General features: G+C 47.7%; 16 protein-coding genes. 10 read left to right on the top strand and 6 right to left on the bottom strand.

Annotated elements, in window-relative coordinates; translation table 11 throughout:
* Nucleotides 1–96: 96 nt before the first annotated feature.
* The gene (locus QUA71_RS18375; RefSeq protein ID WP_190660536.1) at nucleotides 97–252 is read right to left on the bottom strand and encodes a hypothetical protein; all 156 of its coding nucleotides are present in this window, start codon (nucleotides 250–252) and stop codon (nucleotides 97–99) included.
* Between the two features lie 118 nt (nucleotides 253–370).
* On the opposite strand from QUA71_RS18375, the gene QUA71_RS18370 reads away from it, so the two are divergent.
* The 4 genes from QUA71_RS18370 to QUA71_RS18355 all read left to right on the top strand — a co-directional run bounded on the left by QUA71_RS18370 (nucleotide 371) and on the right by QUA71_RS18355 (nucleotide 5,117).
* Nucleotides 371–1,414 (top strand): aspartate-semialdehyde dehydrogenase, encoded by a 1,044-nt coding sequence (locus QUA71_RS18370; protein WP_333287125.1) that lies wholly within the window; start codon nucleotides 371–373, stop codon nucleotides 1,412–1,414.
* 107 nt (nucleotides 1,415–1,521) lie between these two features.
* Nucleotides 1,522–2,445: a 4-hydroxy-tetrahydrodipicolinate synthase gene (dapA, locus tag QUA71_RS18365; RefSeq protein ID WP_333287123.1), complete on the top strand. Its 924-nt coding sequence runs from the start codon at nucleotides 1,522–1,524 to the stop codon at nucleotides 2,443–2,445.
* A 267-nt stretch (nucleotides 2,446–2,712) separates the two neighbouring features.
* Complete coding sequence (locus QUA71_RS18360) at nucleotides 2,713–4,599, top strand: ribonuclease J (protein ID WP_333216612.1); 1,887 nt, start codon at nucleotides 2,713–2,715, stop codon at nucleotides 4,597–4,599.
* A gap of 365 nt (nucleotides 4,600–4,964) precedes the next feature.
* On the top strand, nucleotides 4,965–5,117 hold the full coding sequence (locus QUA71_RS18355) for a hypothetical protein (protein WP_333287121.1): 153 nt from the start codon (nucleotides 4,965–4,967) through the stop codon (nucleotides 5,115–5,117).
* 109 nt (nucleotides 5,118–5,226) lie between these two features.
* Here the strand turns inward: QUA71_RS18355 and QUA71_RS18350 are convergent, their stop codons facing one another.
* The 3 genes from QUA71_RS18350 to QUA71_RS18340 all read right to left on the bottom strand — a co-directional run bounded on the left by QUA71_RS18350 (nucleotide 5,227) and on the right by QUA71_RS18340 (nucleotide 7,698).
* Nucleotides 5,227–5,502, bottom strand: coding sequence for a MoaD/ThiS family protein (locus QUA71_RS18350; RefSeq protein ID WP_006632924.1), 276 nt, complete (start codon nucleotides 5,500–5,502; stop codon nucleotides 5,227–5,229).
* 135 nt (nucleotides 5,503–5,637) lie between these two features.
* Nucleotides 5,638–6,936, bottom strand: coding sequence for a threonine synthase (gene thrC / locus QUA71_RS18345; RefSeq protein ID WP_006632923.1), 1,299 nt, complete (start codon nucleotides 6,934–6,936; stop codon nucleotides 5,638–5,640).
* Between the two features lie 501 nt (nucleotides 6,937–7,437).
* Nucleotides 7,438–7,698, bottom strand: a complete 261-nt coding sequence (locus tag QUA71_RS18340; RefSeq protein ID WP_333287118.1) for a MoaD/ThiS family protein — start codon at nucleotides 7,696–7,698, stop codon at nucleotides 7,438–7,440.
* A gap of 494 nt (nucleotides 7,699–8,192) precedes the next feature.
* Here QUA71_RS18340 and QUA71_RS18335 point away from each other — a divergent pair, with 494 nt between their 5' ends.
* Entirely contained in the window at nucleotides 8,193–8,480 is a 288-nt protein-coding gene (locus tag QUA71_RS18335; RefSeq protein ID WP_006632921.1) for a hypothetical protein, read from the top strand.
* A gap of 540 nt (nucleotides 8,481–9,020) precedes the next feature.
* On the opposite strand, the gene QUA71_RS18330 is transcribed toward QUA71_RS18335, so the two are convergent.
* Together QUA71_RS18330 and QUA71_RS18325 are read right to left on the bottom strand one after the other, a co-directional pair.
* On the bottom strand, nucleotides 9,021–10,397 hold the full coding sequence (locus QUA71_RS18330) for a cytochrome P450 (protein ID WP_333287116.1): 1,377 nt from the start codon (nucleotides 10,395–10,397) through the stop codon (nucleotides 9,021–9,023).
* Between the two features lie 138 nt (nucleotides 10,398–10,535).
* Complete coding sequence (locus QUA71_RS18325) at nucleotides 10,536–11,141, bottom strand: hypothetical protein (RefSeq protein ID WP_333287114.1); 606 nt, start codon at nucleotides 11,139–11,141, stop codon at nucleotides 10,536–10,538.
* A 680-nt stretch (nucleotides 11,142–11,821) separates the two neighbouring features.
* On the opposite strand from QUA71_RS18325, the gene QUA71_RS18320 reads away from it, so the two are divergent.
* The 5 genes from QUA71_RS18320 (at nucleotide 11,822) to QUA71_RS18300 (ending at nucleotide 17,402) form a co-directional block, all read left to right on the top strand.
* Nucleotides 11,822–12,430: a COP23 domain-containing protein gene (locus QUA71_RS18320; RefSeq protein ID WP_333287113.1), complete on the top strand. Its 609-nt coding sequence runs from the start codon at nucleotides 11,822–11,824 to the stop codon at nucleotides 12,428–12,430.
* A 132-nt stretch (nucleotides 12,431–12,562) separates the two neighbouring features.
* Nucleotides 12,563–12,826 (top strand): hypothetical protein, encoded by a 264-nt coding sequence (locus tag QUA71_RS18315; RefSeq protein WP_333287111.1) that lies wholly within the window; start codon nucleotides 12,563–12,565, stop codon nucleotides 12,824–12,826.
* A 222-nt stretch (nucleotides 12,827–13,048) separates the two neighbouring features.
* On the top strand, nucleotides 13,049–14,272 hold the full coding sequence (locus QUA71_RS18310) for a COP23 domain-containing protein (protein ID WP_333287109.1): 1,224 nt from the start codon (nucleotides 13,049–13,051) through the stop codon (nucleotides 14,270–14,272).
* A 210-nt stretch (nucleotides 14,273–14,482) separates the two neighbouring features.
* Nucleotides 14,483–16,723 (top strand): phosphoketolase, encoded by a 2,241-nt coding sequence (locus tag QUA71_RS18305; protein ID WP_333287106.1) that lies wholly within the window; start codon nucleotides 14,483–14,485, stop codon nucleotides 16,721–16,723.
* A gap of 79 nt (nucleotides 16,724–16,802) precedes the next feature.
* On the top strand, nucleotides 16,803–17,402 hold the full coding sequence (locus QUA71_RS18300) for a Uma2 family endonuclease (protein ID WP_333287104.1): 600 nt from the start codon (nucleotides 16,803–16,805) through the stop codon (nucleotides 17,400–17,402).
* Nucleotides 17,403–17,733 lie beyond the last annotated feature (331 nt).

Here is a 17,733-nt window from a genome sequence, read left to right as displayed (position 1 = left end):
CTAGGAATGTGGAGGTTAAGTCCACTAATTGCCGATGCACCATAGCACATATCGCCCTGTGATGTCAATCTTGCCGGCCTCTGCGGCCAGTCAAAGTCAATGGATGCGCCTGCGAAAATGCAGATATATCGCAAAACTTAACCGGATGCGGATTGGGCGTGGGCGATTGGCAAAAGATGCTAAACTGGCATTGGGTGCGATCGCACGGATCGATCGGGAAGTTCGATCGCCCTTTTCGCTTAACTGCACCATTGCTATCCTCTCATGCTCCTGATGTCGCATAACATTAATTAAGTTTGATATTGAGAATTGCAGTTATTTAAATTTTTGATTTCGATCGTTTAGACTTTAATTTGTGGAGGAAACTAATTTGTCTCAATCCTATCGAGTTGCCATTTTAGGAGCTACCGGCGCAGTCGGTGCCGAGTTGCTAGAACTATTGCACAGCCGGAGTTTTCCGATTTCTAACTTGAAGCTGCTGGCTTCGGAACGTTCAGCAGGCACAACTTTGCCTTTTGGCGGTGAGATGCTGCCGGTCGAAGCAGTTTCGGCGCGATCTTTTGATAATGTAGATCTGGTGCTCGCCTCTGCCGGCGGCTCTACTTCTAAGTTATGGGCTCCGCAAGCGGTGGCAGCCGGGGCAGTGGTAATTGACAATTCTAGCGCTTTCCGCATGGATGCGACCGTACCGCTAGTGGTTCCAGAAGTCAATCCCCAAGCGGCTGCAGCTCACCGAGGTATAATTGCTAATCCCAACTGCACGACTATTTTGATGGCAGTTGCCGTTTGGCCACTTCACAAAGTTAGGCCGATACAGCGCATCGTTGTAGCGACTTACCAGTCTGCCAGCGGGGCGGGGGCAAGGGCAATGGAGGAAATGAAAGCTCAAGCAAGAGCAATTTTGCAGGGGGAAACGCCCAAAACAGATATATTTCCCTACCCGTTAGCATTTAATTTGTTTCCGCACAACACCCCGATTAATGATTTGGGGTATTGTGAAGAAGAGATGAAAATGGTAAACGAAACTCGGAAGATATTTGGTACGGACGAGATTAAAATTACGGCAACTTGTGTGCGGGTTCCCGTACTGCGGGCTCATTCGGAAGCGATTAATCTAGAGTTTGCAGAGCCTTTTAGCGCGAGCGAGGCCAGGGAAATCTTAAAGCAGGCAAGCGGGGTTAAGCTGGTAGAAGACTGGCAAGCTAATTATTTCCCGATGCCCGCAGAAGCTAGCGGTAAGGATGAGGTGTTAGTGGGCAGGATTCGCCAAGATATTTCTCACCCCTGCGGGTTGGAGATGTGGCTGTCGGGCGATCAAATTCGCAAAGGGGCGGCTTTAAATGCGGTGCAGATAGCTGAGTTGCTGGTAGAAAAAAATTTGTTGCGAACCCAAGTGGCCGCGGCTTCTAATTAGCGGAAATTCTGGCAATTGGGAAATTGAAAGTGGGGATTTTAGATAAACCTTTCATCTGAAATCTAAAATTTAAAATCAAAAATCAACAGTCTAAAATCGGAGAAAGTGTGGTAAAGTTTGGACGGGTTCTGACTGCAATGATTACGCCGTTTAAGGAAGACGGCAGCGTTAACTATGCGGTAGCAGAACAATTGGCAGTTCATTTAGCCGATCACGGTACAGATAGCTTGGTAGTGTGCGGCACTACAGGCGAGTCTCCCACTATGACCTGGGATGAAGAGTACGAATTATTTCAGGTGGTACAAAAGGCGGTGGTCGGTAAGGCGTTGGTAATCGCAGGAGCCGGATCGAATTCTACTTCAGAAGCAGTCGCAGCTACCCAAAAAGCAGCTAAACTCGGGTTAGACGGCTGTTTGCAGGTGGTTCCTTATTACAACAAACCCCCGCAAGAAGGTTTATATAATCATTTCCGGGCGATCGCGCAATCTGCTCCAGAATTGCCTATAATGTTATATAACATCCCCGGTCGCACAGGTCAGAATATGTTGCCGGAGACGGTGGCTCGATTGGCAGAAATCCCCAACATTGTGGCCGTAAAAGAAGCAAGTGGCAACTTGGATCAAGCAAGTCAAATTCGGTGCTTGACATCCCCTGAATTTGCCATCTATTCTGGAGATGATTCCCTAACTTTGCCAATGTTGGCGGTAGGAGGATCTGGTGTAGTTAGCGTAGCCAGCCATCTGGTAGGAGAGCAACTGCAACAGATGATCGAAGCTTTCGAGGCCGGTCAAGTTCAAGTCGCTACCCAGATTCACTTGCAACTTTTTGACCTGTTTAAAGCTCTTTTTCTCACCACAAATCCCATTCCCGTCAAGACAGCTCTCAAACTTCAAGGCTGGGATGTAGGCTCCACCCGTCCGCCACTGTGCGATCCGCCCGTTGAGGTAACTCAAAAGTTAAAGGACGTACTGAATCAGCTAGCCGCAGTATCAGCTAGCAAGACGAGCGAGAACGAGTTTTCAGACAACTGAATATTGGTTGTTATCAGTCATTAGTTCTTAGTCATCAGTCATTAGTAATTAAGTGTTAGTCAGTAGCTAACAGTCAAGGATTAAAGACTGAAGATAGAAGAATGAAGGCCTAAGACAACTGACTGTACGGGATAGTAAAACCCGCCAGGGAGTTTTCCATAAATATTTGGAAAAATATCGCCCTACCAACGAACAGTAGACGAAAGACGAAAGACGACAGACCACAGACCACAGACCAATAACAAAAATAACTAACAAAGGATACGCATGATCAACAAAAATACAACTGCATCTGCTCTAAAAGTTATTCCCCTCGGCGGGCTGCACGAAATCGGTAAAAACACTTGTGTGTTCGAGTACGGCGACGAAATCATTCTTTTAGATGCCGGTTTAGCGTTCCCGACAGATGGAATGCACGGGGTAAATATTGTCCTCCCAGACATGACTTACCTGCGGGAAAACAGCCACAAAATTAAAGGTATGATCGTGACTCACGGTCACGAAGACCACATAGGCGGCATCCCTTATCACCTCAAACAATTTGAAATTCCGGTCATCTACGGCCCCCGTTTGGCGATGGCTTTGCTAGCCGGAAAAATCGAAGAAGCCGGAGTGTCTCACCGCACTGAATTGAGAACGGTTCGACCGAGAGATACTGTCAGAATTGGCAAGAATTTCTTAGTCGAATACATTCGCAACACTCACTCGATGGCCGACAGTTTTACTGTGGCAATTCACACTCCCGTTGGAATTGTGATCCACACGGGAGACTTTAAAATTGACCACACTCCTGTAGACGGCGAGCATTTTGATTTGCAAAAGCTGGCCGAGTACGGCGAGAAAGGCGTGCTGTGCTTGATCAGCGATTCTACTAACTCGGAAGTTCCCGGTTTTACCGCTTCGGAAAGTTCTGTGGCGCCGAATTTAGACAGAATTATCGCTCAAGCACCGGGACGAGTGATGCTGACGACTTTTGCTTCGTCGGTACACCGATTGCAAATTGTTTTGGACTTGGCTAAGAAAAACAATCGGTATGTCGGAGTGGTTGGCCGGTCGATGCTTAACGTCATCGCTCACTGCCGCAATCTCGGCTACATCAAATGCGAAGATAGTATTTTCAAACCGCTGAAAGAAATCCGCAATTTGGCTGAAGACAAGGTACTGATTTTAACTACAGGTTCCCAAGGCGAACCGATGGCGGCGATGACTCGCATTGCTAACGGCGAACATCACGAACTGAAAATCAGAAAGGGCGATACAGTCATTTTCTCAGCTAATCCGATTCCGGGAAATACGATCGCAGTGGTAAACACGATCGATAAACTGATGATGCTGGGAGCACACGTGGTTTACGGCCGCGACAAAGGCATTCACGTTTCGGGTCACGGTTGTCAAGAAGACCAAAAGTTAATGATTAACATGACTCGTCCCAAGTTCTTCTTGCCGGTTCACGGGGAACACCGGATGCTGATCCAGCACTCCAAGACGGCTCAAAGCATGGGCATTCCCGCTAGCAATATGGTGATTATTGACAACGGCGATGTCGTAGAGTTGACCGAAAATTCAATCCGAGTCGCTGGTCAAGTGCCTTCAGGAATTGAATTAGTAGATTCTTCTCGATCGGGCGTTGTCAAAGCGAGCGTCCTCAAGGAACGTCAGCAGTTAGCCGGAGATGGCGTTGTAACTGTAGCAGCCGCTTTGAATTGGGAAGGCAAATTAGTTGCTAAGCCGGAAGTACACTTGAAAGGTGTAGTGACATCAGCCGATCGCGCGGAGGTGATCAAATTAATCACTCAAACCATTGAAACAGTTTTGAGCGATCGCTGGTCAGAATTTGTCAAACCCGCCACTGCTGACTCGCAAGTTGACATTGACTGGGTAGGAGTGCAAACCCAAATAGAAAAAGCAATTCAGCGGGTAATGCGCCGCGAACTGCAAAGCAATCCAATGCTGGTATTCCTGATGCAAATTCCTGAAGAAGCAGTGCGATCTGAAAAGGCAGCAGTATCTCCAGGTTCCTTGGAAGCACCTAAGCTATTATCCTCGCCTTCATCGCCCTCCCCATCATCGCCATCATCCCCATCCTTGCCATCTCCTGCCAATCAGGTGACGGGCCGGCGCCGTCCCCGGACTGCTGCAAGGGCAGCTTCTTAGGGCGATAATTCTCCGACGCACTGCGAACCAAGAAAGGAGTTTTAGGTTTTGTAGTTGCGCTTGGGTACCCAAGCGCAACTACAAACCTAGATTTGATTTCATAAGTACCTCCACCTCAAAAAATGTCAGTATAGATTGACGTAACTCCTGATATGAATTCCGGTTGTATTGGAATGATTAAACCGCAGAGGGCGCAGAGGATACAGAGAAAGGGAAGAGAGAGATGAATCATTCCGATGCCAACGGATTTGATATGAGCTCTATCTTGCTAAGCCATTTAAACTTGTCAAGATTGAAGAGTTGCGACTCGATGTATTTTAGGAAGCAGTCTTAGAGAAAGCCCTCAATCGCTACAAGTTTTTGGAATGCCCACAGGAAAAAGCCGGTGGATTTTGGTGTTTTTGGGATTATTTTTAATGCTGTGTTTGGGCACGGTTTACTCTGCGAGTCTCTTTCCCAAACCTTTTAAGCGGAATGGAAACATGATGACAGCTACTTACCAAATCCGGGATTTGTAGGATTTTCTCGGTTAGGGAAGGAGTAGTTTTTAAACCGTAAATAAACGCAAGTGAACGCAGATAGATTTAAATAACTATCTGCGTTCACTTGCGTTTATTTTAAAATTAATCAGCCACCAGCAACAGCAGGAACAATGCTGACTTCATCGCCATCTTGGAGGGCTGTTTTTGAGCCATCTAAAAAGCGGATGTCTTCGCTGTTGACGTAGAAGTTGAGAAATCTCCGGGGTTCTCCCTTTTCGTCGCACAGGCTTTTTTTGATGCCGGGACAATTTGTTTCCAGCGATTCAATTAGTTCGGAAATGTTATCGCCGGCGCATTCGATGGTGGCTTGATTGTTGGTAAATTTTTGCAGGGGAGTGGGAATTAAAACTTTGACGGTCATTTTTTTAGTCCTTAGTCAGTAGTCATTTATTAGTTATTAGTCCTCAGTCATTAGTCCTCAGTAATCAGTCAGTAGTCATCAGTCAACAGCTTAACAAGCAATGACTAATGACTGCCGACTACTGGCTAATAGCTGTTAAACCGAAACTTGTTGCCATTCTAAGCGTTCGAGCGTGCGGGCGCGTTCTAGGGCGCGCTCGAACGCTTCTAATTTCGGTTCGAGGGTGATGGGTTCGCCGATGTAGCCTTGAACTGCTTCTTGCGTTTTCAAACCGTTGCCGGTGATGTAAGCGACGGTGGTTTCATCGGGATTGATTTTACCTGCTTCTACGAGTTTCTTCAAGACTGCGATTGTCGTGCCACCTGCAGTTTCTGTGAATATGCCTTCAGTTTCTGCTAGCAGTTTCATGCCTTCGATGATTTCGGTGTCGCTGACGGATTCAATGTTGCCGTTAGTTTTGCGGGCGATTTCCAAGGCGTACATACCGTCGGCTGGATTGCCGATCGCGATCGACTTAGCAATTGTATTCGGTTTCACCGGTTTTACGAAATCACGGTCTTCGCGGAATGCTTGAGCGATGGGGGAACAGCCGTCAGCTTGGGCGCCGCTGAACCGAACTTTCTTTTCGTCAACTAAACCGACTTCGATGAATTCTTGAAAACCTTTGTAAATTTTTGTGAACAAAGAGCCGGAGGCGAGGGGAGCGACGATGTGATCTGGCAATTGCCAGCCTAGCTGTTCGGCAACTTCGTAACCGAGGGTTTTTGAGCCTTCAGAATAGTAGGGACGCAAGTTGATATTGACAAATCCCCAGCCATGGGTATTGGCGACTTCGCAACAGAGACGGTTAACTTGGTCGTAGTTGCCGTGAACTGCCATGACAGTTGGATTGTAAATCAGAGTGCCGAGGACTTTGCCTGCTTCTAAGTCGGAGGGGATGAAGACTACGCAGTCGAGTCCGGCGTGGGCGGCGATCGCAGCCGTAGAGTTAGCTAAATTACCGGTGCTGGCACAGGATACCGTTGTGAAACCCAATTCTCTCGCTCTGCTGAGGGCGACTGACACCACTCTGTCTTTAAAGCTGAGAGTGGGCATATTGACGGCATCGTTTTTAATATAAAGATTTTTTAGACCGAGGCGGCGCGCCAAGCGGTGGGATTTTAATAGAGGAGTCATCCCAGTGCCGACATCAATGACGTTATCTGTAGCGACTGGTAAAAATGCGCGGTAGCGCCAGATCGAGTTGGGGCCGGCTTGGATGGTTTGGCGAGTGACGGTGCGGCGGATGGCATCGTAGTCGTACTTGACTTCAAGCGGGCCAAAACAGCAATCGCAGACGTGCTTGGCTTGGAGTTCGTACTCTTCACCGCATTCTTTACATTTAAGGGCTGTGAAGGTTGCTGCTGTGGATTGGGTTCTGGTCGCCTGGGTCATAGCTCAACTCTCTAGTTTTGCGATGTTTTCTAATTCTTGTGCAAGATTAGCACGGTCAATTTACCCCGTCAACCATACCCGATTTTTTTAGTCGGGATTGATTTTTCAGTTACTTTTGAGTTAAAAAGTGGTGTATTTAACTTTGATAGTTGGGCGGGCGGGACGCCCACCCCACAAGGATTTGACTTGTTTTCAGGATCGGGCTGGGAATCCAGATTGTCAGGCTGGCACGCGAACCCGATCGAGCTCAAGGATGATTTGCCGACGGAATTGTTACAAAACTTAATAAATCTTTTTTGGGCTAACAATTAATCAGTCGTGCGATCGAACACAACTACAAAACCTCGAATTTTTGATGAACTGAGATGTTGCACCATTCTCGCTTAACAGGCTTTCCCGCCTGTTCCACAATAAAATTCATCTCTTGTGGAACAGGCCGGAAAGCCTGTTCATAAAAAGCTTATTGAGAATGGTGCAACATTTCAGATTAACCAACTTAGCCTACCCGCCGCTGACGGGGGGGATGAGTACAACTTCGTCGCCGTCTTGGAGGATGGTGTCGGGGGAGACGAATTCCAGGTTGAGGCCGAAGCGGGTGCGATCGCGCCATTGTTCTAATTGAGGATATTGGGCGATCGACCTTTCGAGCACTTGAGACACTGGGGTTTCGGGAGGAAGTTCTAATGTAAGTTCCGAAACGCCGTAGGCTTCACCGAAGGCGGCGAACAGTTTAACTGTGACGGTAATTGAAGAGTCAGACACGGTAGTTTAGTGCGATCGACGGTTTGGCAATTATCAACTACACCATACAATTAATTAGGAATTAGGCGCGCCGAGGCTTAGAATTGAAAGCAGCAACCTCTAGTTAAGTTTTACCCCATCGGGTAAAGATGATAGTTGATTGCACCAAAAAGTCTTAACAAGATTGTATGCCGATCGCTCTCACCAACCAGGCGTTTGAAGCAGTTGGCGTCCAGTTAGATGCAGCTAGCTAAGGTCTAGTTTGCTGCTGTTGAGGCTAATGCGATAATAATTTTTGAGGATGCGGTATAGATACTTTACGGTAATTGTGGGAGAGTCCAAAAAGCTCGCAATACATTTAGCAAGCAACAACGCAGACAAGGCCCGGCAAACCCGCTTCTCCTGAGTAAAAATCAGGTTATCTAGTGCGGCTTGGAATTGCTCAACCTATGCCCTGCTTAGCAAGCTAGCCGTTCTATCTAAGAAGAATACTGAAGTTAACGCGATAGAGATATATGGCAAATAACGATTTTAAAGTGCTTCAAATTATTGAAGCTAAAGGCTGGTATGCCTTTGGGAGCACGAAGCAAAGCCAGCACGTTGAGAGATGGGTAAGACCTGTCGTGTGTTGGGTTTTAATAGAAGATAAAAAAAAGCGACGGGTTGTGACAGCTACCGCTAGCTATCAGATCCAGATTGACGACAAAGAAGTCGAGTTTTTTGCCCACGAAAGCGAAATTCAAGATCTGGAGAGTCTCCCGAAGTCTGTCTCGGTATCGGAATTTCTGAAAACAGAAGATTGAGAGAAGGGCAGAAGGAGATAATTTAACAAGTTATTAATTATTCCTTAGTGATTCCTTAAACTTGCTGTCGGATTCTATTGGAATTAGAGGCAGAAGCTCTAGATTGGGGACAGGGGGAGACGAGGACAGGGGGAGAATTTATACTTTTGCCTTGCCTTCTACATCTTGTCTCCAATGCCTCAAGTAGCCCAAAAAATAAAGAGGCCGGAAAATTGCTGGCAATGCCAACACGCTTCCGACCTTGCTGAATAACAGGGTATGCATATGTTTTTAAAGTATGGCAGGCAGGCTTTTGAGATATCAAGAGGACTATTGCAATCACCCACTTTTGCTTTCAGGCTGTGTTTGCAAGGTTCATATCATTTTAGACTGAAAATTTGAAAAGTAAGAGGGGGCGAGGGTTACAGGTTAAGGATTCTAGCTATTTATCTGTAGCGGGTGCTACAAAAAATGGTGGCCTTGGCGGACGATCGCACCTTCTCCCTAAATGGTGGGCACTCAAAGCAGAAAGTTCGATCGCCTGCTGTAACCGCTGCGACTTCAAACCCCACTAGCGACAGGTTCAGGCTTCTGCTGCGGCGTCCGCCGCCCCAGCAGGGCCATCCGCACGCCGCCTGCTGGTCCTAAAGTCACCCCTCGGCGTTTGGCCTGTACGGGCTTTTTCTCGGCCAATACTAGGTCGAAATTCCGCAAAATGGTTGCCAGCACCAGTTTCATCTCCAACTGCGCCAGCGCCAAGCCGATACAGCGGCGGCTGCCGCCTCCAAACGGCAAATACTCGTAAGGCGAGAATTGCCTCTCCAAAAACCGTTCCGGTTTAAATTGCAGCGGTTCTGGATACAAATCCTCCCGTCTGTGGGTCAAATAAATCGAGCCGATGACAACCGTGCCCGGTTCGAGTTGGTGTCCCATCAGTTCCACGGGCGTGAGAACTTCTCGCGAAAACGTCAGCATTGCGACCGGGTAAATTCGCAGCGTCTCCTGACAAACTGCACTCAGGTAAGGTAAGCGGAAAATCTCCATCGGATCGGGATTTTCCCCCAAACTGTCCAATTCTTGCAGCAACTTCTGGCGCACCGAGGGCAAGCGGTGAATCCAGTAAAACGCCCAAGCTAGGGCCGTTGCTGTGGTTTCGTGGCCTGCAAGCAGCAGCGTCATCAACTCGTCGCGCAATTCTTCATTGGTCATTGGTTGCCCGTTTTCGTCGCGGGCGGCCATCATTAAGCTGAGAATGTCGGTGCGGTTGGCGTCTGGTTGCAGTCTGCGTTCTTCAATTTCGGCATATATCAGATCGTCAAGTTTCTGCTTCCGCTGTTTCATGCGTCCCCAAGGACTCCAAGAGCCCCAATCTTGCTGCATCCAGCCGAAAAACAGCATACTCGATCGCAACGGAGAACCAGTCATATCCAGGACTGAGGTAAGTAGGGGCTTGATCTCTTCCAACCGCGGCCCGTCATCCAGGCCGAAGACAGCTTGTAAGATTACCCGCATGGTGACTTCCTGCATGGCGCTGCGGGCCACAAAAGGTCGATCGACCGACCACTTGCTGGCCACATCTTGAGCGATAGCGCAAATTAGTTGGCCGTAATTCCGCATCCGTTCCCCGTGAAAAGGTGGCATCAATAATTGGCGCGATCGTTTGTGCCTTTCTCCTGAGAGAAGAATCATGGATTGTTCTCCCATCAAGGGTTTTAGGAGGCTGTTCAGGCTGCCTGGAGCGTGAAACGCGCTGCTATTGAGCATCTCCTGGACAGCTTGGGGGTGGTGGATCATCACCCATGGTTTCCCGTTGTTCACTTGAGCTGTGAAAATGTCGCCGTATTGTTTGGCACATTTATCCATGTATCTCAGCGGATCGCCGATCCATTGAATTAGCTGCACAAGGGGTGGAGCTTTGGGGCCGTTAGGTAGTGTCATAGGAATTACCGGGGTTTGGGTCACAGGACTTAGCAGTATCAACAAATCTCAAAGGATATGAAGGTTTGTTCAATCTCTCCCAACCCTTGTTTTTAAGGGGAGAATTGCGTAAGTCCCATCTCCAATAATTTTAATAGCTTATTCTCGAACGGTGCTCAAAATATCCTCTCCAAGCTCTGTAAAACGAACAGTTTTGATTTGCCAAGGAGCATAACTGGTTAAAGTTTGGCGCACGCCCCCGAACAAACCTAACATCTGGCAACTCGACAGATTTTGCAATTTCTGCCGCGAATTTCCGGAGGCTCGCAGATCCACGGTAGCTATTCCGAGGTCGCGATCGATCTTGAGGCGATAACCAGCCAAACCAAGACTATCGAAAATCTGCTGCTTTAACACTTCATTAACCGCCGATGACATTAACTGGTTCTCTGGGCCTGTAACTGTTTCCGGCTTCAGAGTTTGACACAAATTATCTACCTTATAAACCGTAACGGTGGCAGTATTTTCTGAGAGGGCAGCACTGCCTAAAACTGAGGCAACAGAGTTAGAAGGCTGCGTTAATTGACTCAATTGAGCCTCAATTTGATTTCCCGTTAGCTGTAGGTTTTGGAACTGAGGGGCGTTGGCTGAGAGTTGGCTCTGGTTTTCGGTTGAGGTAGCTGCATCTGAGCTAGAACAACTGCTACCGCCCATCAAAATTAACCAAACGCCTAAATATCCTAACTGTTTGCAGATACGGTTCATAGTTTTTAATACTTTACTAAACGTCAGTGTATGGAGGGTGAATTTTGGTTGTAGAAAGCACTTAGACCCTGATTACACTCACTTAGAAGTATTTCCCCCAGTACGGAGATGAAAACAAGTTAAGAGTTCTTGTTAATACGTTGATTTTAGTGTTAGATCAGGTAGTAGGGGTTTTACCCCTCAGTGGTGTAACCCAGCAGTTTACCTGTCTCAGCAGATCAAGCTGGCGACCCAGCTCGTAAGTGATATCAAATACCTTGTCAGTGGTGTGATGTACCGTTGCAACTCGATCCCTTCCAAGGTCTGAGGTGAAAAGCCTCTTTCCCGTTGGTAAAAGCCTGAGTTTGATTAGTAGTAATGAGGACAGAATTCCGACTTGCGCGCGCATTTTAAGCTCGGCTTCGGAGCGCTTTTTTAACAGCGCCGAAATCGCGGTTAGAGGGATCGTGCAAGTCGCGAACAATATCAAAACTTACGCATCAAGAGCAAAAAAACCGGGTTTTTTAACCAGGCATAAGGGCTGCAACGAAGTGTTTTCGTAAAAAAACCTGGTTTCTGGTCAAGTCGCGAATCACATAATTCCCCAGTCAGCGGATCTGTAACGAACTGGCGCGTCAAGGGTGTTATGGCAGCATTTGGTGATTTTTGTCGCCAATCCCATAAAAAAGAGTGAACACATCATGAAACAGCAATTATTGACAAAAGTTTTGGCGACAACAGCGATCGCCCTCAGCGGCCTGACGGTTGCTTCTCAACCGAGTTACAGTAGGCTTGCACCGGGGGAAAGTGGATTTTGGTGCAGCACCTCGACCGGTGCGCCGGTGACGGTGTACCAAAACGCTCAAGGTGCCGTAGAGCCTTGGATTGAGTGGACTTCCGATTATTTCTCCGGTTCGGGCTACGATCCGGCAACTCGGTGTCAATTAGTGAGTCAACGCCTCGAAACCTATCGCCGCCAACGAATGCTTAAGTACATTACTGCAGGCCAAATGAACGGCCAGAACGTCATCTGCACGGCGAATCAAGTCAATGGGCGGTGTCAAAATTTGATTTATACCCTCAGACCCGGCCAAGACCCGATCGGCTCTTTATATAATTTGCTGGCTTGGCGCCAAGGATATGTCGGGATGTCGTCTTTTGATGAAGCCAGTAAAATTCCTTACATTGATGTCAGCGAAAAGCTAGGGGAAAACACTGCCGATGAGGCGCAACTGCCCCCTTTTCCTCACCGTTCGGACAGCCTTAAAGATTGGCAAATTTTCCATCCCATCACCAATTCCCAGGATTGAGGTGGAAAACTTGGCGCATCAAACAGCGGTTCGCATCCGGACGGGGAAATCTTCTGGTTCCGGGACGATCGCCCGGCAGCAGGGCCAAACCTATACGGTGCTGACTAACTAGCACGTTGTGGCGATCGGACAATGGTCACCGACGACGGCCTCCTCCACCCACTGCTAGGAGTTCTGAGGCGGCTGGGCAATACCTATGGGGCGATCGTTCAGTTTCGCAGCGCGAGCGAGTATAAAATAGCACCATTTACCATTGAACCCGGAGCGGTGTCTGATCCCGTGCTGGCAGCCGGCTTTCCTGCGGGTGCTGAGGTTGCGACTTTGGCGGTGACGCGGGCTTCGTTTCGGTGCTGCTACCCCAATCTTTGCCTCAAGGAGCTTGGGCTATACAAATGAGGTTAAAATCGGTATGAGTGGCGACCCGATTTTTAATGCCAAAGGTTTCTTGGTTGGCATTAACGGTAGGGGCAAGTATCGAGAGCCAAATTTTGGCGTCTATGCTTTTGAAGATCGAAGTGAACCAACAGCGGAATTATCGGAGAAAAAGGTTAAATCCAGTTGGGGAATTCCGATTAGTATATATTTGCAGTTCGCCTCGTTTCATCTAGGGAGTTATCGATGAATGTGTGGAGTTTGCGGTTTGACGCGCTGACAATCATCTTGACAGGTGCATTAACAGTGACGGCGGTTGTCAGCCAACAATATGCTGCCTGTGCCAAAACAGCCGAAGAAATTGCCCAGCTAGCGACGTTGACAACCGTGGAAGTCAACAATACGCTGGGTTTTTTGGCTAGTGGATCGGGAGTAATTATTGCCAAACAGGGTAATATTTACACTGTTCTGACAGCTAATCATGTGGTGGCAAGCCTCGCTCAAAAATACAGCATTCGCACTCATTTGGAGAAGGATTATGCTGCGATTAGAATACAGCGCCTCCCGAAAAATGACCGGGATATAGACTTGGCTTTGATACAGTTTCAGAGCCGAGAACAGTATCCAGTAGCACCAATGGGCGAGTCAGAACGTGCTGTTGTCGGTTCTGCTATTTACGTTTCTGGCTATCCGCTGCCAATTTCGGGATTTGAACGAAAACTTGAGTTTACTGCTGGTATCATCTCTTCTCGCTTGGGCAGCGCCTCATCAGGGTATCGTCTGCGCTACCAAGCTGTCACCAGGCGCGGGATGAGTGGCGGGCCTGTATTTGATGCTGATGGCAGGGTGGTAGGAATTCACGGCCAGGGGGATACTGTTGGCACAATTAGGAGTCAGTGGAACGGTCAGATTGAGGAGATAAAAACGGGGTTGAACGCGGCAATCCCGATCGATGCTTTTAAAGAGTTGCTATCACAAAATAAGCATAACGGCTTTGATATTCTCAGCAATCTTTCTCTCAGCAGCGCCTCTGGTCAAAACCAACCGAATCGGGGTTATGGAGGATTTGTGTGCGATACCTCGACGGGCGAGCCGGTGACTGTGTATCAAAATCCGCAAGGGTTCAGGGAGCCTTGGATTCGCTGGAATTCTAATTTCTTTTCTAGTTCTGGCTACGATCCTCTAACTCGCTGCCAACAAGTTACTCAGCGCCTTGAAAATTATAACCGAAATAAACAGCTAAATTATGTCACGGTGGGTATTGTAAATAACCAGAAAGCGATTTGCACGACTAGCCGCGTTAATGGGCCTTGCGAAGGTTTGATCTACACGCTGCGCCGCGATCAAGACCCGACTCCTGCACTTAGCAGTTTTTTTGTTTGGCTGGGGAATCAAAAGGCTGTGCCTTCTCTTTCTGAAAGCGGTACTCCGCTTTATATCGATGTCCGGGAACGGCTGGAACAATTTTAGATTTGGGATTTGAGATGGATTAGTAATGGGTAAACACAGAACCCCAACTTTTTTAATAAGTCGGGGTTCTCAAATAACTACTTATTAGCTTAAAAATTGAGATATTTTACTTATTTATCACTGACATAATAGAACTCATGATTTTTTGGAACGCGGAAGCTATAAAATTACTCTTACATTAATCGAATTCAAATTTTTTAGGTATCAAGCATGACAGCAACTACCCCGCAGGCAACGTCAACAACGCCCGCTTTTTGCGAAGGCATTCAATATTTTTCGGAAACACTCCCTGGTTTTGAGACTTATGGGAAAGCACCTGCGATCGCCGAGGGGAGCAAGTCGATCGCCGATCCTGCCGATCCCGTCGCCGTCTTTCAAACGATGCTGGGAGCAGACGCCCTGCGCTACCTGACACTGCAAGTTACCGCCAGCAAGGCATCGGGACATCCGGGGGGTTTTGCTAGCCAAGCTGAGGCTTATGCCGCTTTGGTAATGCTCGGACACAAGAACATTGTCACCGAAGTCGGCCATCACGCGCCGGGATTTTACAGCGCCATGTTTCTCGATCGATCTTTGGAGGATATGGGAATTGTTAACGTGCAGCAAGTGCGCGATAAATTCCGAGAAAAAGACGGTTTGTTAGGACATCTTTCCGGTTTCATTCCCGGCCTTTTAGCACCGGCCGGTCCCCTCGGACAAGGGCAGCATTTCGCAATGGCAGGAGCGCTTTTGCACCGCGAAAAATTGTTTGCTTTCACAATAGGCGACGGCGGCATGGGCGAACCCTATCCGATGAGCAGCATGGGGCATTTCCACACTGCTTATCCCAGCGTTACTAACTTTTTGCCTGTGTTGGTTTGGAACGGATATTCTCAGGAACATCACAGCATGGTTTCGACTAAAACTAATGCTGAAATGATTGCTTATTGGCAAGGCAACGGTTTTGAAGAAGTTATCTTAGTTGATGCTAAGGAATTTGACGATAAAAATCAACCGGAAGATTATGTCGACAGCACTGCTTTTTCGCTCGAACAGCGCATGGCATTTACCAAAGCTGTTTTACAAGGAGTTGACAAAGCGGCAAAATCTGCTCTCGGCGGCAAATTAACTGTGTTTATTATCAAACAGTTGAAAGGTGCCGGCGTCCACGCGCGCGGAGCAAAATCTCACAACCTTTATCCGAAAGATACGCTGGATGCTCCGCACATTATCAGTGCTTTAAAAGAGCGCGCTTTGACTGCTGCTGCTTGGGAGTTGGTGCGGACAAATTGCGAGCGTGCGGGCGGCGGGCCGGCGGCTAAAACAGTTGTTACTGAGTTTACATTGCCGCTGGCAGATTTAGGCGAATTGCCTTTGGAAGAATTTGCAGTTGGGGGAGAACCGAAGATTTCGACAACAGCAATGGGGGTTTTGGTAGGGAAAGTGGGCGAGCGCGATCGTACTTTTGTTGTCACTAATGCTGACGGCAATGAAGCATCGGCAATTGCCAATATCAACCAAGCTCTCAAGATTATTCACCCGACGACAGATGACCTGTACAATCAATCGCCAAACGGTCAAGTTTACGAACCTTTGAGCGAAGATGCTTGCGCTGGTTTAGCCGTAGGTTTATCGCTATTTGGAGCGCGGAGTTTGTGGTGCTCCTACGAATCTTTTGCCATCAACGGTTTACCAATTTGGCAAACTGTAACTCAAGCAATGGCAGAATTGCGCCGTCCAACTCCGGCAACTGTCACCTTATTTACAGCGGGTGCATTGGAACAAGGCCGCAACGGTTGGACGCACCAGCGGCCGGAAATTGAGGCTTATTTTGCGGCGATGATGCGGAACGGAAATGTGTTTCCTTTGTTTCCACCCGATGCTAACAGCATTCAAGCTTGTTATGAGTGGGCTTTGGCTGCTAAAAATAAGGGAGTTGTGATTACTGCGAGCAAGTCGCCGCTGCCAATTCGCACTACTTTTGAACAGACTCGCCAAGGTTTGCAAGACGGTGCAATAGTGCTGCACGAAGTCGATTCGCCCCAAGCTCCCCACAATCAAGGGGGGAGCAAGAAAGTTGTGTTTGCAGTTGTCGGCGACATGACGTTAATGCCAGTGTTTGAAGCGGCGGCATTTTTGGAAACAGAAGGGATTGGAGTGCGGATTGTTTCTATTGTGAATCCCCGGCGTTTGTACCGTGCTAGCGATGTTGCTTGGGATACTTGTTCGGAAGCTGACGGCGGCTTTTTGAGCGATGATAAATTTGCCCAATTGTTTGCCGGAGATGCCTTGATTGGCGTGACAGGCGGTGCTTCTGGGATGTTGGAACCAGTGATGCTACGGAGCAATTGCAAGCGGGATACTTTCGCTTGGAAGCGGGGGGAAACTACTGCTAGTGCTGGTCAGTTGATGGCGTTTAATGGGTTGACTGCTGAGGCGTTGACTAAAAGGGCGATCGAGCTAGTTCATTAAGTTAGAATTTGAGTGAATGCCCCTGCCTGGTTTGTGCTGGGTAGGGGCTAGTAATATTTAAAATAGGATGGTGATACCTATGACAGCAAAAATTTTAGAAGAAATAGGTACGCTTGCAGAACAGCGATTGATTCTCCCCGGTTATTATACTTGGGAGCAATTTGAGGATCTCGAATCTTTGATGGCCGACTCTCCGGGTTTACGGATAACTTATCTTGATGGGTGGATCGAGTTTAGGACACTGGGCGAAGAACATGAGACAATCAGTTGTATTCTTAATTTTTTGCTACAACTCTACTTTTGTGAAATGGGAATTGAATATATTCCTGTAGGGAGTGCAACTCGCAGAGACCGGGCAAGAGATGTATCCTTTGAACCAGACGAATCTTATTATATAGGTTCAAGAAAAGAGCATCCCGATCTAGCCGTGGAAGTAACGATTACTAGCGGTAGCACAAATAAACTAGCTAAATATCTGCGACTTCGCATTCCAGAAGTTTGGTTTTGGGAAAATAATCGGCTTTCTGTTTATGGGCTGCGCGAGGATAATTATGAGCAAATTTCAAGAAGTGAGTTGCTGCCGGAATTGGATTTAGAATTGTTGGTAAGCTGCGTTTTAATGCCTTCAAGGATTGAGGCAAGGACTGAGTTTCTTAATGGGGTTCGGCAAGTGGGTTGAATGCTGAGGAGTTGGTAAAAAGTGCGATCGTCTACGAGGGCTTCGCTAAGGGCTTGATTGGTTAAGCTAAAATGTGACAGACAACCATTGGCTCTCACAAATAACCTTTGCGCGATCGGCTCCAAGGATTTGTTAGACTGGTAGGTGTAAAGTTACTAAGCTCAAAAATATGAAAACTTATAGCTTTTATATGAAATCTTTTAGAATCGGAATTATTCCTATTTCTCTTCTCGACCTCTGCGTGAATCAGCGTCAATCCATTGTCCTCTGCGGTTAAAAAAAGAGAATTTTTTAACCGCAGATGAGGGCAGATAAACACAGATTAACGCAG

The organism is Microcoleus sp. MON1_C5 (assembly GCF_036701875.1).
In the GTDB taxonomy this organism is placed as follows: Bacteria; Cyanobacteriota; Cyanobacteriia; order Cyanobacteriales; family Microcoleaceae; genus Microcoleus.
Note: the sequence above shows the minus strand (reverse complement) of the source record. Positions and strands in the feature narration are given on the sequence as shown.